Annotated in this window: 11 protein-coding genes; 3 read left to right on the plus strand and 8 right to left on the minus strand. The window is 58.8% G+C overall.

Annotation, left to right across the window (positions count from 1 at the left end; all coding sequences use genetic code 11):
* Positions 1–210: 210 nt before the first annotated feature.
* From ACMYR2_RS13910 to ACMYR2_RS13945, 8 genes are all read right to left on the minus strand, one after another.
* Positions 211–1458, minus strand: coding sequence for a GTP-binding protein (locus ACMYR2_RS13910; RefSeq protein WP_416193158.1), 1248 nt, complete (start codon positions 1456–1458; stop codon positions 211–213).
* 2 nt (positions 1459–1460) lie between these two features.
* On the minus strand, positions 1461–6923 hold the full coding sequence (locus tag ACMYR2_RS13915) for a DUF4082 domain-containing protein (RefSeq protein WP_416194103.1): 5463 nt from the start codon (positions 6921–6923) through the stop codon (positions 1461–1463).
* 912 nt (positions 6924–7835) lie between these two features.
* Positions 7836–8330 carry a hypothetical protein gene (locus ACMYR2_RS13920; protein WP_416193159.1) on the minus strand — a complete coding sequence of 165 codons (495 nt, stop codon included), beginning with the start codon at positions 8328–8330 and terminating at the stop codon, positions 7836–7838.
* A 327-nt stretch (positions 8331–8657) separates the two neighbouring features.
* Entirely contained in the window at positions 8658–8930 is a 273-nt protein-coding gene (locus ACMYR2_RS13925) for a hypothetical protein (protein ID WP_416193160.1), read from the minus strand.
* A gap of 442 nt (positions 8931–9372) precedes the next feature.
* Entirely contained in the window at positions 9373–12579 is a 3207-nt protein-coding gene (locus tag ACMYR2_RS13930) for an efflux RND transporter permease subunit (RefSeq protein WP_416193161.1), read from the minus strand.
* Complete coding sequence (ihpB, locus tag ACMYR2_RS13935) at positions 12572–13558, minus strand: divalent metal ion exporter adaptor subunit IhpB (RefSeq protein ID WP_416193162.1); 987 nt, start codon at positions 13556–13558, stop codon at positions 12572–12574. The genes ACMYR2_RS13930 and ihpB overlap by 8 nt, the downstream gene beginning before the upstream one ends.
* On the minus strand, positions 13555–14826 hold the full coding sequence (gene ihpA / locus ACMYR2_RS13940) for a divalent metal ion exporter subunit IhpA (protein ID WP_416193163.1): 1272 nt from the start codon (positions 14824–14826) through the stop codon (positions 13555–13557). The genes ihpB and ihpA overlap by 4 nt, the downstream gene beginning before the upstream one ends.
* A gap of 55 nt (positions 14827–14881) precedes the next feature.
* The gene (locus tag ACMYR2_RS13945; RefSeq protein WP_416194104.1) at positions 14882–15181 is read right to left on the minus strand and encodes a hypothetical protein; all 300 of its coding nucleotides are present in this window, start codon (positions 15179–15181) and stop codon (positions 14882–14884) included.
* A 1422-nt stretch (positions 15182–16603) separates the two neighbouring features.
* On the opposite strand from ACMYR2_RS13945, the gene ACMYR2_RS13950 reads away from it, so the two are divergent.
* The 3 genes from ACMYR2_RS13950 to ACMYR2_RS13960 all read left to right on the plus strand — a co-directional run bounded on the left by ACMYR2_RS13950 (position 16604) and on the right by ACMYR2_RS13960 (position 18806).
* The gene (locus ACMYR2_RS13950) at positions 16604–17113 is read left to right on the plus strand and encodes a hypothetical protein (protein ID WP_416193164.1); all 510 of its coding nucleotides are present in this window, start codon (positions 16604–16606) and stop codon (positions 17111–17113) included.
* Positions 17114–17514: 401 nt separating this feature from the next.
* Positions 17515–18081, plus strand: coding sequence for a hypothetical protein (locus ACMYR2_RS13955; RefSeq protein ID WP_416193165.1), 567 nt, complete (start codon positions 17515–17517; stop codon positions 18079–18081).
* A 455-nt stretch (positions 18082–18536) separates the two neighbouring features.
* Complete coding sequence (locus ACMYR2_RS13960; RefSeq protein WP_416193166.1) at positions 18537–18806, plus strand: recombinase family protein; 270 nt, start codon at positions 18537–18539, stop codon at positions 18804–18806.

Consider the following 18806-nt stretch of genomic DNA (forward strand, 5'->3'; position numbering starts at 1 on the left):
AATTGGAGGCAGTGGGCAGCCCACCAACCTGCTCATTGCCTCGTCCTGTCAGCAGATTGGAACTACAGGCGACCCTGGCATTTGAAAAACTCAGCTTACGCCGTTAGCGGTCGCTCCGGATCGTAAGTAGTGACTGCGTATGCATCGGGCCCTGTTTATCTACGGCCCAGCCGGCATTCCGGGTAACTGCTGTCCTACCTCTGGGCAGCCTCAACTAACGCCAGTTTGGTTCGTATAAGCAGGGAGATGCCAAGGCGGAAACGGGTCGTTGAGGTTCTGCCAACCCTGCGGATCGAACCCATTCTCCGCTTGGACGAGGCAAGCATCCAGCGAATTTCGGATGTACGCTTCGTCCATATCGGAACCGATAAACACGAGTTCTTGTCGGCGGTCGCCCCAAGTGTCGTCCCATCGACTGTTGAGATGTTCTCGAAACGGAGCATCGCTTGGCCAACTCGGCTTTGGAACTGTCGCCCACCAATGACCCATGGGCTCACAGCGCCGCTGCAATCCTGCAACTGAAAGCAGGCCCACCCAATCGGGACGGGTGGCAAGCCAGAAATGTCCTTTGGCGCGTATCACACCTGGCCAGGGGCTATTGAGGAACGCCAGAAACCTGACTGGATCGAAGGGACGTCTTTCAATGTAAACGAAGCTGGATATTCCGTACTCGTCGCTCTCGGGTACATGGGACTCTGGGCTGTAGAGCTCCTTCTTCCACAGCGGATGTGTCGAAGCCTTCGCCTCATTGAAGAGACCGGTGTCAAGGATCGTCTTGAGAGGGACTTCACCAAAATCGGTCTCGACTTGGCACGCCTCGGGATTGAGTGCAGCGATCACTTTGCGAATTTCCTCGCGCGTCGTTTCTGTCGCTTCTGATACCTTGTTGATCACTACAACGTCGGCAAATTCGATCTGCTCGACCAGCAGATCGACCAGCGTCCGCTGATCATCTGCATCGCGCAACTCGCCGCGATCTCGCAGTAGCTGGCGACTGTTATAGTCGGACAGCAAGCTCAAGGCGTCCACGACAGTGACCCTCGTGTCGAGTCTGGCAAAATCAGAAAGGGATACGCCAGCTTCGTCGCGGAAAGAGAACGTTGCCGCAATGGGAAGAGGTTCAGAAATCCCGGTCGCTTCAATCAGCAGATAGTCGAAGCGCCGTTCTTCAGCCAATCGTCTGACCTCCAGCAGGAGATCGCCGCGCAACGTGCAGCATATGCAGCCGTTACTGAGCTCCACGAGCGTTTCAGTCGTGTATGACAGGTTAGCGCCGCCGCTGCGGACCAAGTCTGCGTCTATGTTCAGATGACTCATGTCATTGACGATTACCGCAACGCGCAGGCCCTTGCGATTCATGAGCAAGTTATTGAGCAGTGTCGTCTTCCCGGCGCCGAGGAAGCCGCTGAGTAGGGTGACTGGCAGGCGGCTGGCCTCGCTCAATCTTTCCGTCATCATTCCTAGCCAGCGAGTTGCGGGCGGAACAGGACGTCTACGCCATAGCTCGTTGAGTTGAAGCTGTTGGTTGGGAAGAGGCTGCTTGATCCATATGCATATACACCATTACCTCCGCTCGAAGCCGAGGATGGCGCAGTCAGCGGGCCGTTGGTAACGGCGGAGCTAAACAGGTTGGGATCGGCGGAGTAGTTTCCTGAGGTGTGATAGGACGCCACATACGTTGTTCCTGGCGTAATGGTTACCGGCGTGGCAAAGTTGACCTGCTGCCAGCCACTTGCAGTCTCGTTGCCGAAGGTGGCGGTGGCAAGCAGGGTGCCGGTGCTTGTCCAGAGATTCGCGGCGTGGGTACCGGTATTCGACGGGGCCTTGTAGAAGCGTAGCCCGGTGATGTCGCCGGCGCTGGACGCCTGGAATTTGAACCCGAGCTCGACCGAGTTCGGATCATTGACCGATACTACGCTCGGAGTCGGATTGCTGCTGAACAGACTTACGGTAGTCTCAGATGGCGCCTTGACGTTCAGAGAAGCAGTCGCGCTTGCCGTCCCACCCCGACCGTCGGCGATGGCATAAGTGAACGACGCCGCTCCTGTATAGCCGGAGTTCGGTGTGAAAGTGACGGTGTTTGACTGCGCGTTGAAGCTTGCCGTGCCGTTGACGCCGTTGCTTACACCCGTGATGGTCAGGGCGTCGCCGTCCGGATCGGTATCGTTGGCAAGCAACGCTGACGCGGGGATCGTGATCGAGGAGTTCTGAGTAACGCTAAAGCCAGAGTCGTTCGCAGCGACAGGTGATTGGTTAGCACCGCTGCTCGCAGGGCTGAAGAGCACGTCCACCCAGTAGTTGGTGGCACCGAAGCTGCTGCTTGGGAACAGATTGCCGGTGCCGTAGGTATAGACGCCATTATTGCTCGCAGGCGCGGTGAGCGGGCCATTCACTTTAGGCGTGGTGAAATAGTTGTTCGTGGACGTGTAGCGGCCGTTGCTGTGAAAGCTTGCCACATAAGTTGTCCCGGCGGTGATCGGAGCTGGATTACTGAAGGTGACGGTCTGCCACCCACTGCTAGTTTCATTAGCGAATGTGGCGGTCGCCAGAAGCGTGCCGGAGCTACTCCACAATGACCCCGCATGGGTGCCGGTGTCGCCAGCACTTTTGTAGTATTTGATGCCGTTGATTGTTCCGTTCACAGAGGAGGTGAACCGCAGGCCCAGATTGACCTGGGCTGTGTCCGGATCCGAGAGCAGCGCCGGGGTATCGGAACTGGAGAACAAACTCACCGTCGGTGTGGTCACCGCCAGATTGGCTGTTGCCGTCGCTGTGCCGCCACGTCCATCGGAGATGGCGTAGCTGAAGGAAGCCGGGCCGGTATAGCCGGTGGCCGGCGTGAAGGTCACCACATTGGTTTGGGCGTTGAAACTAACGTTGCCGTTGACCGCGCCGCTCACGCCCGTGACGGTCAGCGGATCGCCATTGGGATCGGTATCGTTGGCCAGCAGCGACGATGCGGCAATCGTCAGAGCTGTATTCTGAGAGGTGCTGTAACCGCTGTCGGCGTTGGCAACCGGCGGCTGGTTGGCTGGGGCATTCACCGCCAGACTGGCTGTGGCCGTCGCAGTGCCGCCGCGTCCATCTGAGATGGCGTAGCTGAAGGAAGCCGGGCCGGTATAGCCGGTGGTCGGCGTGAAGGTCACCACATTGGTTTGGGCGTTGAAACTAACGTTGCCGTTGACCGCGCCGCTCACGCCCGTGACGGTCAGCGGATCGCCATTGGGATCGGTATCGTTGGCCAGCAGGGACGATGCGGCAATCGTCAGAGCTGTATTCTGAGAGGTGCTGTAACCGCTGTCGGCGTTGGCAACCGGTGGCTGGTTGGCTGGAGCATTCACCGCCAGACTGGCTGTGGCCGTCGCAGTGCCGCCGCGTCCATCGGAGATGGCATAGCTGAAGGAAGCCGGGCCGGTATAGCCGGTGGTCGGCGTGAAGGTGACCACATTGGTTTGGGCATTGAAGCTGACGTTGCCGTTGACGGCGCCGCTCACGCCCGTGACGGTCAGCGGATCGCCATTGGGATCAGTATCGTTAGCCAGCAGGGACGATGCGGCAATCGTCAGAGCTGTATTCTGAGAGGTGCTGTAACCGCTGTCAGCATTAGCAACCGGCGGCTGGTTGACGCTGCCGGCTGCCGTGAACACGACATCGACCCAATAGTTAGCGGCGCCGTAAGTGTTGCTCGGGAAGATGCCGGAGGTGCTGGTGCCGCCATATGAATAGACGCCGTTGCCGCCAGCGGTCGTGGTGGATGGCGCGGTCAGCGGTCCGTTAGTCACCGCCGACGTGAAGTAGTTGTTGGTCGCCACATAGGCGCCGGTGGTGTGATAGGACGCAACATAGGTGGTGTTGGCGGCGATCGAAACCGCGGACGGCAAACTAACGGTCTGCCATCCACTAGCTGAGGTGTTGGTAAACGTGGCCGTGGCGAGGCGGGTGCCTGACGTCGTCCAGAGATTAAGGACGTCGGTGCCTGTGTCGCCGGCACTGCGATAGAATTTGAGCGCCGTGATCTGGCCGGCGGCCGACGACGTGAATTTCATCCCGACTTCGATCTGGGATCCATCGTTGAGATTGGTCTGAGCTGGTATGTTTGACGCGCTGAACAGGCTGACGGGAGCCGCTCCGGGCGGTGCCACCGTGAGACTAACATTCGCCGTTGCCGCACCACCGCGCCCATCGGAGATCGTGTAGCTGAAGCTGGCTGGACCAGTGTAGCCCGCACTAGGCGTGAACGTGATGGTGTTGTTCTGTGGATTGGGCTGGGTGTTGAGAACGACGGTGCCATTGACGGCTGCACTCAACGCGGTGACGCTTAATGAATCCCCATCGGGATCGCTGTCGTTGGCAGTCAGGGTCGATGCTGCGATCGTCATGGCCAAATCGCGCGTCGCGGTCAGCCCGCCGTCATCCCCGGCCACCGGCGTGCTGTTGGCGGTCGAAGGGTTGAACATGACATCAACCCAGTAATTCGTCCCCGAGTACGTGTTTGTCGGAAACGCGATGTTGCTGCTGTAGGTATAGACGCCATTACCAGTGGCGGGAGCCGTCAGCGGACCGCTTGTCACATTATTGGTGAAGTAATTTGGGCTTACAGAGTAGTACCCGGCATCCGTGTGATAGGAGGCAACATAAGTCGCGCCGGGCGTTAACGAGACGGGGCTGGAGAAGGTTACGCTCTGCCAGCCACTCGCGGTTTCATTGGTAAACGTCGCCGTTGCCAGCCTGGTACCGGTGCTTGTCCAGAGCTCGCCAGTATGTGTGCCCGTGTCCTGGCTGCCCTTGTAGAAGCGAATCCCGCTTACGCTGCCGGCTACCGAGGTCTGAAATCTCACACCGAGTTCGATGGCGCTTCTATCCGTGGTGTTGACGATAGCGGGGGTTGATGAGCCCGGAAAGAGTGTGAGATAGCCCGGTGCAGTGACGGTCACGGCGCGACCCGCTGCGGGTGTCTCAAGATTTATGCTATCATCCACCGCGCGAGACTTAATCGTATAGGTCCCGGCAACCTGCGGCGACCAGGTATAGCTCCACGTCTCATCCCCGGTCGCGTTATACCAATTGAGGCCGCCATCTGTCGAAACCTCGACGCCTGCTACCACGCCGCCACCGGTATCCGCTGCGGTGCCGGAAACAGTGACCACGCTTCCGGCAGTGAAAGTCGCCATGGCGCTAACGGTGGAGGTTGGAGCAGTTGAGTCCGTGGAGGCGCTACCGGCGATGAGTCCGGGCTGTAGTGTCCCGGGCTGAATATTCATATCAGCAAGCAGGTTGATCATCGCCTGCTGCACGCGCGGGTCGCTGGGAGTTGGTTGCAAATCGTGATTGTCGCTCAGGCCCCACGCCCAGTAGACCGTCCCGGCGCCGAAGACCAATGCGCCGCTCGGCGCACGATAGAGCGTCAGATTGTGTGTCGAAACGCCATTTCCGACGGTGTTGCCGTAGTCGAGCAGATAGGTACTGACCGGGAGCGTTGTCGATGAGAGCCGAACCAGGCCGGCCGGATCGAATCCGTTGTCCGGCGCTTCATCCCACTCGTAGCCAAGATAGTTCTTCGTCAGCGTGGCTGTCTGCCCTGGCTGAAGTTCGGCAACGCTCGTGTTGCGCCAGAAGCGCAGATTAGCGTCGTCGTAGGGTATTGTGATTGCCTTTAGGGCGTCGGGTTGGCCGACGCCGACATCATCGACCTGGAACATTTGTCCGATCAAGGCATTTTCCGGGCTCCCTCCGCCGACGGCCGGCGGGCTGAGGCGCGGATCACGCCATGTCCCGGTCCACTCATCGCTTGGATCGATCGACGCTGCTGGCGACCAGGTCTCCTTGTAGGAGATCAAGGTGCGGTAGGCTGTAGCGTCGCCACTGATGCTATTGCCCCAGCGCATGCGCCAATACATTTCGTTGCCGCTCCAGAATGCCAGATTCACTCCGGCATCGCGAGCCGCCTGGACGTTGGCGCGTTGCTGCCCTGACCAATATTCATCGTGGCCGGCGTCGAGATAGAGCTTGTGATTTAGGAGCAGGCTTCCTTGACGGTCCGTATCCACTCCGGCCATGTAGGAGACGTCATAACCGTTCTGCTCCAGCCAGGAGATCGCAGCATATTCAGCGCCGAATAAATAGTCCTGCGGACCAGCAGCTTGTCCGACGCCGCCGCGGGTGGCGATCGGCCGGTTGTAGCTGACGGCGTAGGCGCGTCCCGCACCTTGACCTGTCGCCGGACCGTTGCCGCCATAGAGATTGGCGCCGCCCCACCCGTTATAGGCCTGCCAGGTCGTATCCGAGGTCTGAAAGACGACGTCGCTGGTGCTGCCGTCGTCTCTGACGATGAAAGGAATATGATTTGAGCCGGCGGTTCCGTCCTGGCGCACGAGCTTTGCGATATAGACGCCGGACACGGCATCCGCTGGAACGTCCCAAGAAGAGGAGACCGACCAATTGCCGGCATCGACTAGGCCAGTCGTAGCGTCACGCAGCGGCGCAGGCTGATTCTGCAGGCCAGTGTGCTGGATGCTGGCGACTTTTCGCGCACCCATGCCGCCATAGTAACCCATGCGGTAGACGTCTATCCGATAATTAGACGAATCCGTATTGATCTTGAAATCGATCCGGTTGCCCCGATTGACGCTGATGTCTGTGGCAAAACCTTCGATATTTGAACTGCCGGCGCCCTCGATATCCCATTCGCTTTGCGGATTTCCGAGTTTCTGGTTCTCAAGAACAATTGGATTCGTAGAAGTCGCAGCGGCCGCGAGAAGGCTGGTCGTCTCCGTCGTGGTGGCCTGCCGCCCAACACTGGCAGACTCTGTTGTGGTGGCCTGCCGCCCAACAAACGAAGCCCGAGCGGTCGTAACCGAGCCGGAGAGCTTTCCAACTTGGTTTGGTATATTGCCGATAGCGGTCTCAATGCCGCCTGGTAGCATGTTCCAGCCTGTAAGCGGCGCAACGTTTTGCGCTGACATGTCGGCGCTGATGGAGGCTCCCATGACCGCCGGTTGAGCGGTGGCCACGAGATCAGCTCTGCCCGTCACTCCATGACCGTACAATTGGCCGTTCAATTGCACCGGCGTCCCGTCAGCTGCTCTCTGATCTAGCAAGCGCGTCGGAGCAAAGAAGTAGCCGCAACCACAGATCTGAGCGACTGCTGGATGTGTAGAAGAGCCGAAGATGGTCGGCATCACGCTCGCGGAGGGGACTTGGCCCAGGATGACGACCGGATTTGACGTCGCTTGTTCGACTGCCGCAGAGGTAGGCTTTCGGGTTTCTGTCAGCAGTTCGAATCCGACCGTCGAAGCTCCAGTGAATGCTGACGCCGCCGCGACACTTGGGCTCAAGCCTATACTTTCTGGCGGAGCCCGCCTGGCGTCTGCCATTAGCGAGGCATTCGCGGCGTCTAAATCCGAGGCCCGATCGGTGTCTGAATCCGATGTCCGAATTCTTCCCCGAAGCATCCGTCGCCAAGTATGAAATCCTAAGGCAATTTGGCTCAAATCGAGATTATTGTGCAAGGATCTCATATTATCCTCGTGAGGAAACATAATGACAGGGCGAGCAGTGTTACTAAACACCGTGACTAAGCGGCAGGGCCGATCTACCGTTTGGTAGCGACTGCGCCGTCACTTAAAAAAAAGCGACGATAATGCTCCGCCATAGAATAATTTCCTAATTGGGTAATCAGTTCTTAATTCTCCGTTATGACATTAAATGTGTCCATTGTGAACAGCTAATCATTCGCGCGAATGATTAGCTGACGCACGACGATGAAGAACAGCCGGAACTATCTTCCACAGATAGCTCCGCGCCACCGAAATGATAGTGTGAGACAATCGGAGACGTCACGGCTCGACGTCCTTTCGCGGCAGATGAAGGGGCACGAATGCGTGTCCGTTCCAAACCAGTTTCGTATGCCGGCCCCCAGTGATTTCTAATCCAATGGTGTCACCAATGTTGATCAGCTTTACATCGCTGACGTAAGCACTGAAGACCCGACGAGATCGACCGCCCCATTCCAAATAGATTTCGTGAAGACAGCCGTTGAACCTGCAGACCGCTTCGCGCCGCCCGCAAGCGAAATCTTCGAAGTGCAAGGACCTAAAGAGCAGCTCACCAGCGGCGATGGTCGTGGAGAAATAATGCGCCGCAGTGGCTTGTTTGCCACATGACCGCTCCAGACGTTTGAGACTTCGCTGTATGTCGCCGGGAAGCAGATCAATATGTTCGGCAGCGTAAGGGTGCTCTCTCGCGATGCCGGAACGGCCTTTGGCTTCATTCTCCATAACCGGGAACACCAATACGGTCCCCAACACCATTAAAATCAAGCCTGTCCGCATCACCGCCTCCGTCGTGTTGGTACTTCAACTTGACGCTTGACCGCTTTTCCTTGATCCAGACGACGCGACAATCGCGATTCAAATGCATCCGCCGGCACGACGAGCGTGAACGCGCGACGAACCGCGAGTTGGCTTTCGACTTCGAGCAGCGCGCGCGCCGCCGCTGATGTTGCGGACCGAGCAATCAATGGCAGAGCGCCTGAACTGTATCGATCCCCTCTTGAGGATCCGCCGCTCTTATCTTCGCATCGTTCCATGTCGGGCTCTCTGGAATTCGATCGCCCGAACGTACCTGAATCAGAGCGTCGAAGCCCAGTGTCTCGGCATCTACATCACTTGTCCGTCGGTTTGCTCGAGCCGCGCGGTCTTCGGCACAAGCTTAGTCAAATCCTGGATACCAGCCCGAGCCCGGCCGGCCGCGACGCCTTCGAGGAGTTCACCGATCAGGAAGAGAAGGAGGACTGTCGCAGCTTCTTCCGTCGCGCCGATGACAGCCGCTCCCACCCCCGCGATGGTGATGAGCATTTCGATCGAAAACGGCGTGCCGGCCGACGCCGCCGAGATCGCACGCGTCGCGATTGGGACCAATCCGACCAGCATCGCGAGCAGGAAAGCCGAAGTCTCGATGCTTGGTATGACCCTCCCCAATGCGAAAGCAACTGCAAGCGCGGATCTGGAAGCGATCGTTAGGCTACCCCTGCTCGTTTGCCACCAACACTTGTCAAACGGACTGTGATCGTGGCCGCGGGCGCACTCTCCTTTATAGGCCGCCGAAGCCCGCTCGTCGTCGAGTACACTTCGAACGTGAATGTCGTCTAACTCCTTCGATTCCGTGATCGCATATCCGAGCGCCGCGATCTGCCCGCACACGACGTCCCGCAGTGCGGCCCCATCATGCTCAACCGCCACGCTCCCGCCAGCGACGGACACTTGGACAGCGGTCCCACCGGGCAAGCGCGAGACGGCATTTTCGATTTTCGTCCCGCAACTGGGCGCAATCCATTCCCGGCGACACGGAGTCGTATCTCCTGGCTCGCAGCGGTCATGTGGGACTTCCCTCCGCTTCGTCCGCTTTGGCGACCAAAGCCGACCCCTTCCGGAACAGCATGTAGAGGGCCGGAAGGACCAATAGAGTCAGAATCGTCGAAGAGATGATTCCTCCAATGACGACGGTGGCGAGTGGCCTTTGCACCTCGGCGCCGGCGCCGGTTGCGATGGCCATCGGGACGAAGCCAAGCGAGGCGACGAGCGCAGTCATCAACACGGGCCGCAGGCGCGTCAGTGCTCCCTCGCGGACCGCCTCAAGCGTCGACTTCCCCTCGCGCCTTAGGCGCTCAATGAACTCCACAATAACCAGGCCGTTGAGGACGGCGACGCCCGACAAAGCGATGAAACCAACACCGGCGCTAATCGAGAGCGGGATGCCCCGCAGCAGTAAAGCCGCGATGCCCCCGGTCAGCGCCAAAGGCACGCCGCTGAACACCAGCAGCGCATCGCCGATGGATCCCAGGCTCATGAATAGCAGAAGGAATACCAGCAATAGGGCCACCGGGACCACGATGGTAAGACGTTTAGTCGCCGAGACCAGCTGCTCAAACTGACCGCCCCAGCCGATCCAATAGCCCGGGGGCAGCTTCACCTTTTGCGCGACAGCCTCTTGGGCTTCGGCGACGAATGATCCAAGGTCGCGCTCGCGGACGTTTGCCGTAACGACGATTCTTCGCTTGCCGTTCTCTCGGCTGATCTGATTCGGCCCGGGCGCTGCATCGACCGCGGCCACGGACGAGAGCGGGATGTACCGCATCGTAATCGCCGGCGACTTCAAAGCTGTCCTGGTGACGCCACTGGATGCCTGCTCGGCCGAGGGCGGCAGCGGAATCGCGATCGCTCGGATCGCTTCGAGATTGCCGCGGAGGAATTCCGGAAGACGCACGACAATGTCGAACCGACGGTCGCCTTCGAACAGCTTGCCGACGCTCTTTCCGCCGATCGCGATTTCGACAATGTTCTGGATGTCGCCGACGCTGAGGCCATATCGTGAGAGCGCCTGACGATCGAGTTTCACGGTCAAAATGGGCAGACCGGCGACCTGCTCCGTCTTGACGTCAGTGGCTCCCCGAACGTTCTGAATCGCCACCCGGACCTGCTTCGCCGCGCCTTGCAGAATGTCGAGATCGTCTCCAAAGATCTTGATGCCAACATCGCTCCGTACGCCGGAGATCAATTCGTTGACTCGAAGTTGAATTGGTTGCGAAATTTCGTAAGTGCTGCCGGGAATGTCGTTCGCCGCCTTCTCAATCTCCTCGACGACCTCCGTCTTCGGCTTCTCGGGGTCAGGCCACTCTGCGCGCGGCTTAAGCATGATGTAGCCGTCCGACATCGATGGCGCCATGGCGTCGGTCGCGACCTCGGCGGTCCCGGTCCGCGTGAAGAAGTCCTTCACTTCGGGCAAGTGCCTGATGCGCTTCTCGAGAGCGGCTTGGAGATCGAGTGACTGCGTCAAGCTGGTCCCAGGGATCCGGATCGCGGCCAGAGCCACGTCGCCCTCGTCCAAACTCGGGATGAACTCCCCGCCCATGCGCGTTGCCGCAAATCCCATCACCAAGACGAAGGCGACAGCAATGATCGCGACCGATTTTCGGAGCGAGATGGTACGGCCAAGCAGCGGCGTATAGATATGCTTTGCTCCCCGCATGAAGATGTTCTCCTTCTCCGATACCTTCCCGGTGACGAAGATGGCGACGGCCGCTGGAACGAACGTGATCGAAAAGAGCGCCGCCGCTGCGAGCGCCATGAGCACCGTCAGCGCCATCGGCGTAAACATCTTCCCTTCGACGCCGGTCAGGGTCAGTATCGGGAGATAGACCACAGCGATGATGATTGTGCCGAACAGGCTCGGCTTGATGACCTGGCTGGCGCCGGCCTGGATGGTATGCAGGCGCTCCTTGAGCGTAAGTAGTCGCCCCTTTTCTTGCTGCTGTTCCGCGAGCAAACGAAGGCAATTTTCGACGATGATGACCGCTCCGTCGATGATGATGCCGAAGTCAATAGCCCCGAGGCTCATGAGGTTGGCGCTGACCCTTGTCTCCACCATGCCAGTCACCGTCATCGCCATGGAGAGCGGGATGACGCAGGCAGTGATCAGCGCCGCGCGGATGTTGCCAAGGATGAGGAACAGGACGGCGATCACCAGGATCGCGCCTTCGATGAGGTTTTTCTCGACCGTATTAACCGTCGCCTCGACGAGATGGCTTCTGTCGTAGACGGTGCGAGCGACGACGCCCTCGGGAAGTGACTTGGCGATATCTTTGAGCTTGGCTGAAACCCGCTGAGCAACCGCCCGGCTGTTCTCGCCAATCAAAAGCATGGCGGTGCCGAGCACCGTCTCCTTACCATTCAACGTGGCCGCACCAGTACGCAGGTCTTTCCCCTCAATGACTTGGGCTACGTCTTTGACTCGCACTGGAACGCCGCTGCGCGAACCGATTACGATGTCCTGAATCTCGGCAATGTTGGCAACCTGGCCGGGCGTGCGGACAAGATATTGCTCACCGTTCCTCTCGATGTAGCCGGCACCAACGTTAGCATTGTTGGCCGCAACCGCGGTCATGAGATCCCGAAATCCGAGCCCGTACGCCATCAACTTGCCGGGATCCGGCAGCACATGGAATTGCCGCTCGAAGCCGCCAATGGTGTTGACCTCGATTACACCGGGAACATTGCGAAGCTGCGGCTTGATGATCCAGTCCTGGATGGTTCGCAGATCGCTCGGCGAATAGCCGTTGCCTTGCGCTCCGCTCGCTCCATCCTTTGCTTCAACCGTATAGATGTAGATCTCGCCCAGACCGGTGGAGATCGGGCCCATGGCAACCTCGACGCCGGCCGGAAGTTGGTCCTTGACCTGCTGGATTCGTTCGTTGACGAGCTGCCGCGCGAAGTAGATATCCGTCCCATCCAGGAAGACGACGGTTACTTGACTCAAGCCGTATCGCGACAGAGACCGCGTATACTCGAGCTTAGGAAGTCCGCCCATCGCGGTCTCGACCGGGAACGTAATGCGCTGTTCGGTCTCGAGCGGCGAGTAGCCAGGCGCTTGTACATTGATCTGCACCTGTACGTTGGTGATATCCGGCACAGCGTCGATCGGCAACCGCGTGAAATTCCAACCGCCGAAGGCTAGCAGGCCGATCACGAAAAGCAGAACGAGCCAGCGTTGTTGAATCGAGAAGGCGAGAACCAGATCAATCATGCTCGGCCTCTCCCTTGCCCATCTCTGCCTTCACGACGAACGAGTTCTTGGCGACGTACTTCTCTCCCGCGGAAATGCCGGCGCGGATCTCGACAGAATTCTGGTCGGAGTCGCCGAGTTCAACGGGCCGCGCCTCGAGCTTGTCGTCGTCTTCGCGAACGAACACGACAGTCTTGTTTTCCAGCGTCTGGATCGCACCGGTGTTCACGGCGACCGGCACTTTCCGCTGAGCAAGAACGAGACGCGCAGTCACAAATAGCCCGGGTCTTAGCCGACCGTTCGGGTTCGGCAGCACGACACGCGCCAGCGCGGTTTGCGTATCGCTCGCGCCGACCGGAGCGACGTAGGAGATCGTGCCCTTGATCTCGCCGGCGCCGTCATCAGGATCGATCAGCACCTGGTCGCCAGTTTTTACGCGGCTCAGATCCTGCCGGTAGATCGACAGGTCGACCCAGATCGTGGATAGGTCAGCGACGACGAAGCTAGGCTTTTGTTCGGATGCGTACTCGCCCAACGAAATTTGCCGGTCGATGACTGTTCCCCCGATAGGCGCCTTCAGCTCGTAGACCGTGAGGCTCTGGTTACTCTCAATCGACGCAAGCTGGTCGTCTTTGGCAATCGTGTCGCCGATACGCTTGCGGATAGCGCGGACGATCCCGGGAAAGCGAGGGGTTACCTGGACAACGGCCTCCTGGTTGGCCCGCAGAACGCCGTTGAAGGACAAAGTCTCCGTCAACGTGGCCGGACCGGATTCGGCAAACTCCGCGCCAGCCGCGGCAAGTTTCACATCGCTGATCCGGATGCGGTCGGCGCCGTGCTCGTCGTGTTCAACGTGCTCGTTGCCGGAATTCCCCTCCTTGGGATCTCTTTCGCTCTGCTGCGTCGATGCTGGCGTCATGATTGGCGCCAGGATGTGGTAGCCGAGAGCGCCCAGTGCTAATGCAACAATGGCGATAAGGACCGTAACCGGGGGTTTCATCGCGCACGCTCCTGCGCCAGGGAGAACGGATTGCCGACAAGCCCCTCGATGGTGGCCACGGCGACGTGGAAGTTCTGCAGCGCCTCCTGCTCGCGTAGGCGCGCCTGCATTAGCATCGACTGCGCATCCAGCACTTCAAGCAGTGTGAAGCGTCCCTGCCCGTAGCCGTCGGAGATGGCTTCGGCGGCTTGACGCGCCTTCGGGATCGAAGTCTCACGCAACACTGCGAGTTCGCGCAGCGACCCCTGTAGTGAATCGTAGGCGCGGCCTGCCATGACGATCAGCGCGTTGCGGTTGGCTTTTCGCTCCGCCTCGGTCTTTTCGAGGGTTTCTTGCGCGGACAGGATGTTGCCCTGGTTCTGGTCGAACACCGGGATCGGAACCGACATGGTGAGCTGCAACGCATCGTCGCCAGTATTATTGTAGTGCCGCCATCCGGCAGACAGACTTACGTCTGGATAAGGTTTCAGTCGTGCCATTAAGAGTTGGGCGTTGCGTTGCGCGAATACCCCGGTCCATCTGACGAGTTGAGGATTGCTATCAATCGCTGCAACAACGCTCTGGAACGTCGGCGGTCGGCCCGTGACATCGAGCCGCCCGGTGACGGAATCGAATTTGGCGGATGTTTCGCCCATCAGAGCCGCAAGTTCTCGGCGCGCGGTCGCCAAAGATGCCTTTGTCCGCTCCCGATCTGCCTTCACGAGGGACGACGCAACGTCTGCGCGGCCGGTCTCGGCGACTGACGACGCGCCAGCTTCGACACGGCGCTTGAGCAGCGGAGTCATCTTGTCGATGGCGGCGACCTGCTCATCGAGAATTTGGATTCGACGCTGCAAACCCAGCACGTTGAGAAACGCGACAGCCGTACCGGACAACACTTCAAGGCGGACCGCCCTGCGCTGGATCGTAGCGACCTCGATGCCCGCCTCGCCGGCAGCGATGCGCGCTTGCCGCTTGCCAGATAGCTGAAAAACCTGGCTGATCTGTAGTGTCGTTTCGGCGGACCTCGTCCCCTGATAGATGCCCGAACCAAAGGAATTGTCCTGTTGGTAGGATACTTGCGGATTGATGAAGACGCCAGCCTGTATGCGCTGGCCCGTCGCGATTCCGACGTCACGCTCGGCAGCGGTGAGACGCGGATTGGCGGCGAGCGCGCGCTGCAGCGCAGTTCTCAAAATAAGCGGCTGCGAATGCGACACCGCCGTCAGCCACGGGCTGACCAGCAGTGCCACCGCGCACGCAAGGCGCGCTGCGGTCCTTGAAACCATGATGAGGTACCTGACGACGACGGAATGGGGACACGTAGCGTCCCGACGACAGCGTTCAGGTCAGGAATTTCGGTGGCGGCGGATCGATGCCGGGCGAAAGGCCTCGACGGAGGATAACATGAGCGACCGTTACTTCACGCGCCGGCAAAATGGTGCGCGCGGCCAGGACAGGAACCGGCACGGAAACAGAGAAGCACCCATGGCAGTGATGACCTACAACGCCGTGTTTAAATGCACCGTCGCTCTTGTCAACTAGGGAGATAATCTCTTTCCCCGACGGATTCGTAACATCGAAATCGCAAACTCCGTGCAGCAACCCTGCCGACAAATAGATTCCTAGAACCAAGACAACCACCATCCTTCGCGGAAGGCGCAGCAATGACAGGTTAAATTGGCGTACGGACAAGTACAAAATAGGATCTCGATTCGAGCGGTGGTAAAGCGTAGCACGCTGTAGACCCAACGTCGACCAGCAACAGTGCAACGGCGGGAGTTCCCAATCGTGCCGATCAGCTACCAGTTTACCTGCTTAGGCGTAACAAGGTGCCCCTGCGGAGGTCAATCCTTCTCTAATATCGGAAGCGGTTTCTTGCCCCATTGATCAAGCCACCCGGATCGATACGTCCTAGATACCGCCCGCGGTTCTTTTCAGCATGATATGGCGAAGTCGAACCTGGAATTCCGGAGTGGCGCGCCATCGCGATAGATCCATCGAGTGGACGTTTCGCTTCATAAACCACTATCGCCGCGCAGGATCGCATAACACGGCATCTCTTCGAACAGGTATGCTACTCTCTACTACGGGTGGTAATGACTCCCTGCTGATTCGCCTTGGCCAACTCTCTATCAAGCAGCGCCGAACTGTGCTCTCTTCAGCAGTTTCATTATTGTGAATAATGAGATTTGCGTCGGAATGCAGTGCATAATGGATCGAGGGCGGAGCTAGTTTGAAAAACGATTCCCCTTCGCAGCAAGACGATGAACTGCAAGTATTCGATCCGTATGAGAACGGTTTGTTTATTATCGCCACGCATTCAGCTTTTCTGTGCCCTGGAAGGTACAGAGGTACAGAGTTGATGGACCGCTCACTGACGAGCAGATAAGCTCCATAACTGCCGAGTTCGCTCCTGAATTCGATGATCTCAGAAAGCTCTCTGGATATCTGGGAATAGCACTTCATCCGACCCAGAATCTGATCTCGATTAGTCGATCATCGGCCCGAGCTGCTAAAGAGGTTCAACGCGCGCGCAAGGAGATTGAGACCGCGATCAAGGTCGTTAATAGCGCCATCCTAAGGCCTGAGGGCGTGCAATCGGGTTCGGGGAGCCCTGATGATTGCAGGAGGCTATGGTGTTCCGCTCAAAGCAAGCCTTGGCCAGCTCAGTGTCGCGCGCAGCGAAATCGAGAAAGGTTCGAAACGACCCGACGGGGTGCTTCTAATCGCGCCGGACGATAAGCGCCGATTGCACGACCGCCGGCGCGAACTCATCCTACGAGCACTTTTTCGCGGCCCTCGCTCTGTCGGTTTGTTCATTTTCTCAATCGCCAAGAGTTGCGCCTCAAAACGACGTCAGCGAGGAGCACGCCCTCGCCTATCGCGAAGCACTCGCGCTGAACGAAATCCGCAAGTCGACCGAGATCGCCTATCGCGCGGCCGTCAATGGCTGGAATCCTGCGACGCGGCGTATTGCCGAATGGCCTCGTAAGACCCTTTCGCTCCATTCGCGCCAGAAAATAGTCAAGCTGCCGGCCGATGTTTTTCCGAACAGTTTTCACAATGATCTCGATCAATTTTCTGAATCGTCTGCGTCGCCCCGATCCCCTCGACCCTGAGGGTCCTCGCATTCCGAGGAAGCCAGCAACGATCAATCAGTACCGACGCCAGATTTTGCGGTTCGCCTCCGACCTTATCCATGCGGGTATTCCTCCCAGCCAGATCGATAGCGTCCTGGTGCTGATCGACCCCGCTATGGCGGAGCTTGGGCTCCGGCATATGCTGGCGCGTCACAATGACGAAACCAGGCGCGGGATTGCAAAGGCCGCCGGCCTCCTTCGTAACATTAGCAGGATTCTAAACGCACCGGAAGAAGTGCAGGATCGGATTGCCGACTTGGTCGGCGTCAGAAAGCAAGTTGGCATGACGCGCAAGAACCGTGAGCGTCTGCGTGTTCTTCAAAATGAGGACAAGCTGCAAAAGCTTTCCGGACCGGATCTTTGGCCGAGCGAGCGTCGAACGGAATCTGCATCGCCCGGGAGATGGATGCGTCTTTCTGGTTTTCGAAGATAACGAAGTGAAGAATCAGCGCCCCGTCGAATTCGAGCTACGGCGAGATGTGAGCCGTATGATCGACCGGCATCTCTCGTCGCGCGTGCCAGAGCTTTGCCCGGCGGGTACACCGTGGCTCTTTCAGCGTCGGGACGGCCGTGGGCCTGTCGATCCTAACCAGTTATCATCTCGACTGGCCAGGCGAATTCGCCGCGAAACGGGGCTGGAAGTGAACGCGCATCTTTTCCGTCACCTTGCGGTGATGGTCTGGCTTGATGCGAATCCGGGGGGCTATGAAGCTGCGCGCCGTTTCCTCGGCCACTCGGAGCTTAGCCAAACGCTGAACATGTATTCCGATTGGAAGCCCGTTCCGCGACCCAGGCTTTTGCAAAGGTTATTTCGGAGAAGAAGAGCCGTAAGCGATGAGCCTTGTTCTGCCGATCACAATTTGGCCAGAAGCTGATCGAGCGATGTGGCAGCGGCTTCTCCGGCGCGGCGGACCGCTCGACGACAACGGCGCGCTTTCGCATTTGCGAGCGACCTCGCTCGCCACTCTGGAACATCGCTATAGCCGCTGGTTGGGCTGGCTGGTCCGGGTCGAACCTGAGTCTTTGCTGCAGCTTCCGGCAGATCGCGCGACCCTCAGCCGGCTCATGGCTTGGCTAGAGGCGCTCCGACATCTGGCTCCCATGAGTAAGCTGATGTTCGTGAGCGGTACCCTGCGCGTATTATGTGCCGCCGCGCCAAAGTTAATTGGGGCCCTCAGCGACGCCTGGAAACATTCCTCAAGCAATCCGCAGGGCGCGGCAATCCCGAACGTAAACGCGGCCGGGTGCTCTCAAGTGCTGCTGGACGCTGGCATCAAATTGGCGACCTTGCAGGCCGATGCTGCAACAACCGAATTAATCGCCGCCAAGCGGCGGCGAGACGGCACCATGGTGGCGAGCTTGAGCTCATGCCGATGCGGAGACGGGCCTTCGCTGGCCTGAGACTCAACCACTCCATCCATCTTACTCAGAATGAGATTGTTGTCGCGTTGCCAGAGGAGATGACCAAAACCGGCCCTGCCTTGGGAAGCTCCGGTGCCTGCACAGGTAGCCGCGCTGTTGCGCCGGTACTTGAGTGAAACCAGACCCCGGTTCATGGCCCGGGGCGGGCAGTCCCACGACTACGGCGAGCGCGGTGCACCATTTTTCGGATTGAACTATTTCGGGAATAGGAGCGATCACAACACGTATTACCGGCGTCCGTGTTTCGCCGCACCTTTTTCGGGATGCCGCAGCGACGACGCTCGCGCGTATTTCGCCCGAAAGCGCGAGGACTGATTCGCCCGATTCTGGCGCATTCCAGTCTCGGTACTGCGGAGCGCCATTACATTCAGGCAGGCACTATCAAGGCCGGTCGGACTACGCCGCCATAATCAAACGTATAAAGGGGACAGACAATGACCCCAGTTGCAATCTATGCCCGGTTTTCCACTGAGAAGCAGCGCGACGCCTCGATCGACGACCAGATCCGGCTGTGCCGCGAACGAGCAGACCGCGAGGGCTGGCGTGTCGTGGACACGTTCACTGACCGAGAAGGCAGATATCGCCGCGCTCTACAAGCGCCTGAGTTCGCAGGCGTACAGAGATCGTCACCACCCTATCTGAGGGGAGTGATAACTTTGACTGCACAAAAGGAAGTTCATATTACCATCGATTTCAACTTTTGA

The sequence above is a fragment of the Nitrobacter sp. TKz-YC01 genome, assembly GCF_047824785.1.
In the GTDB taxonomy this organism is placed as follows: domain Bacteria; phylum Pseudomonadota; class Alphaproteobacteria; order Rhizobiales; family Xanthobacteraceae; genus Nitrobacter.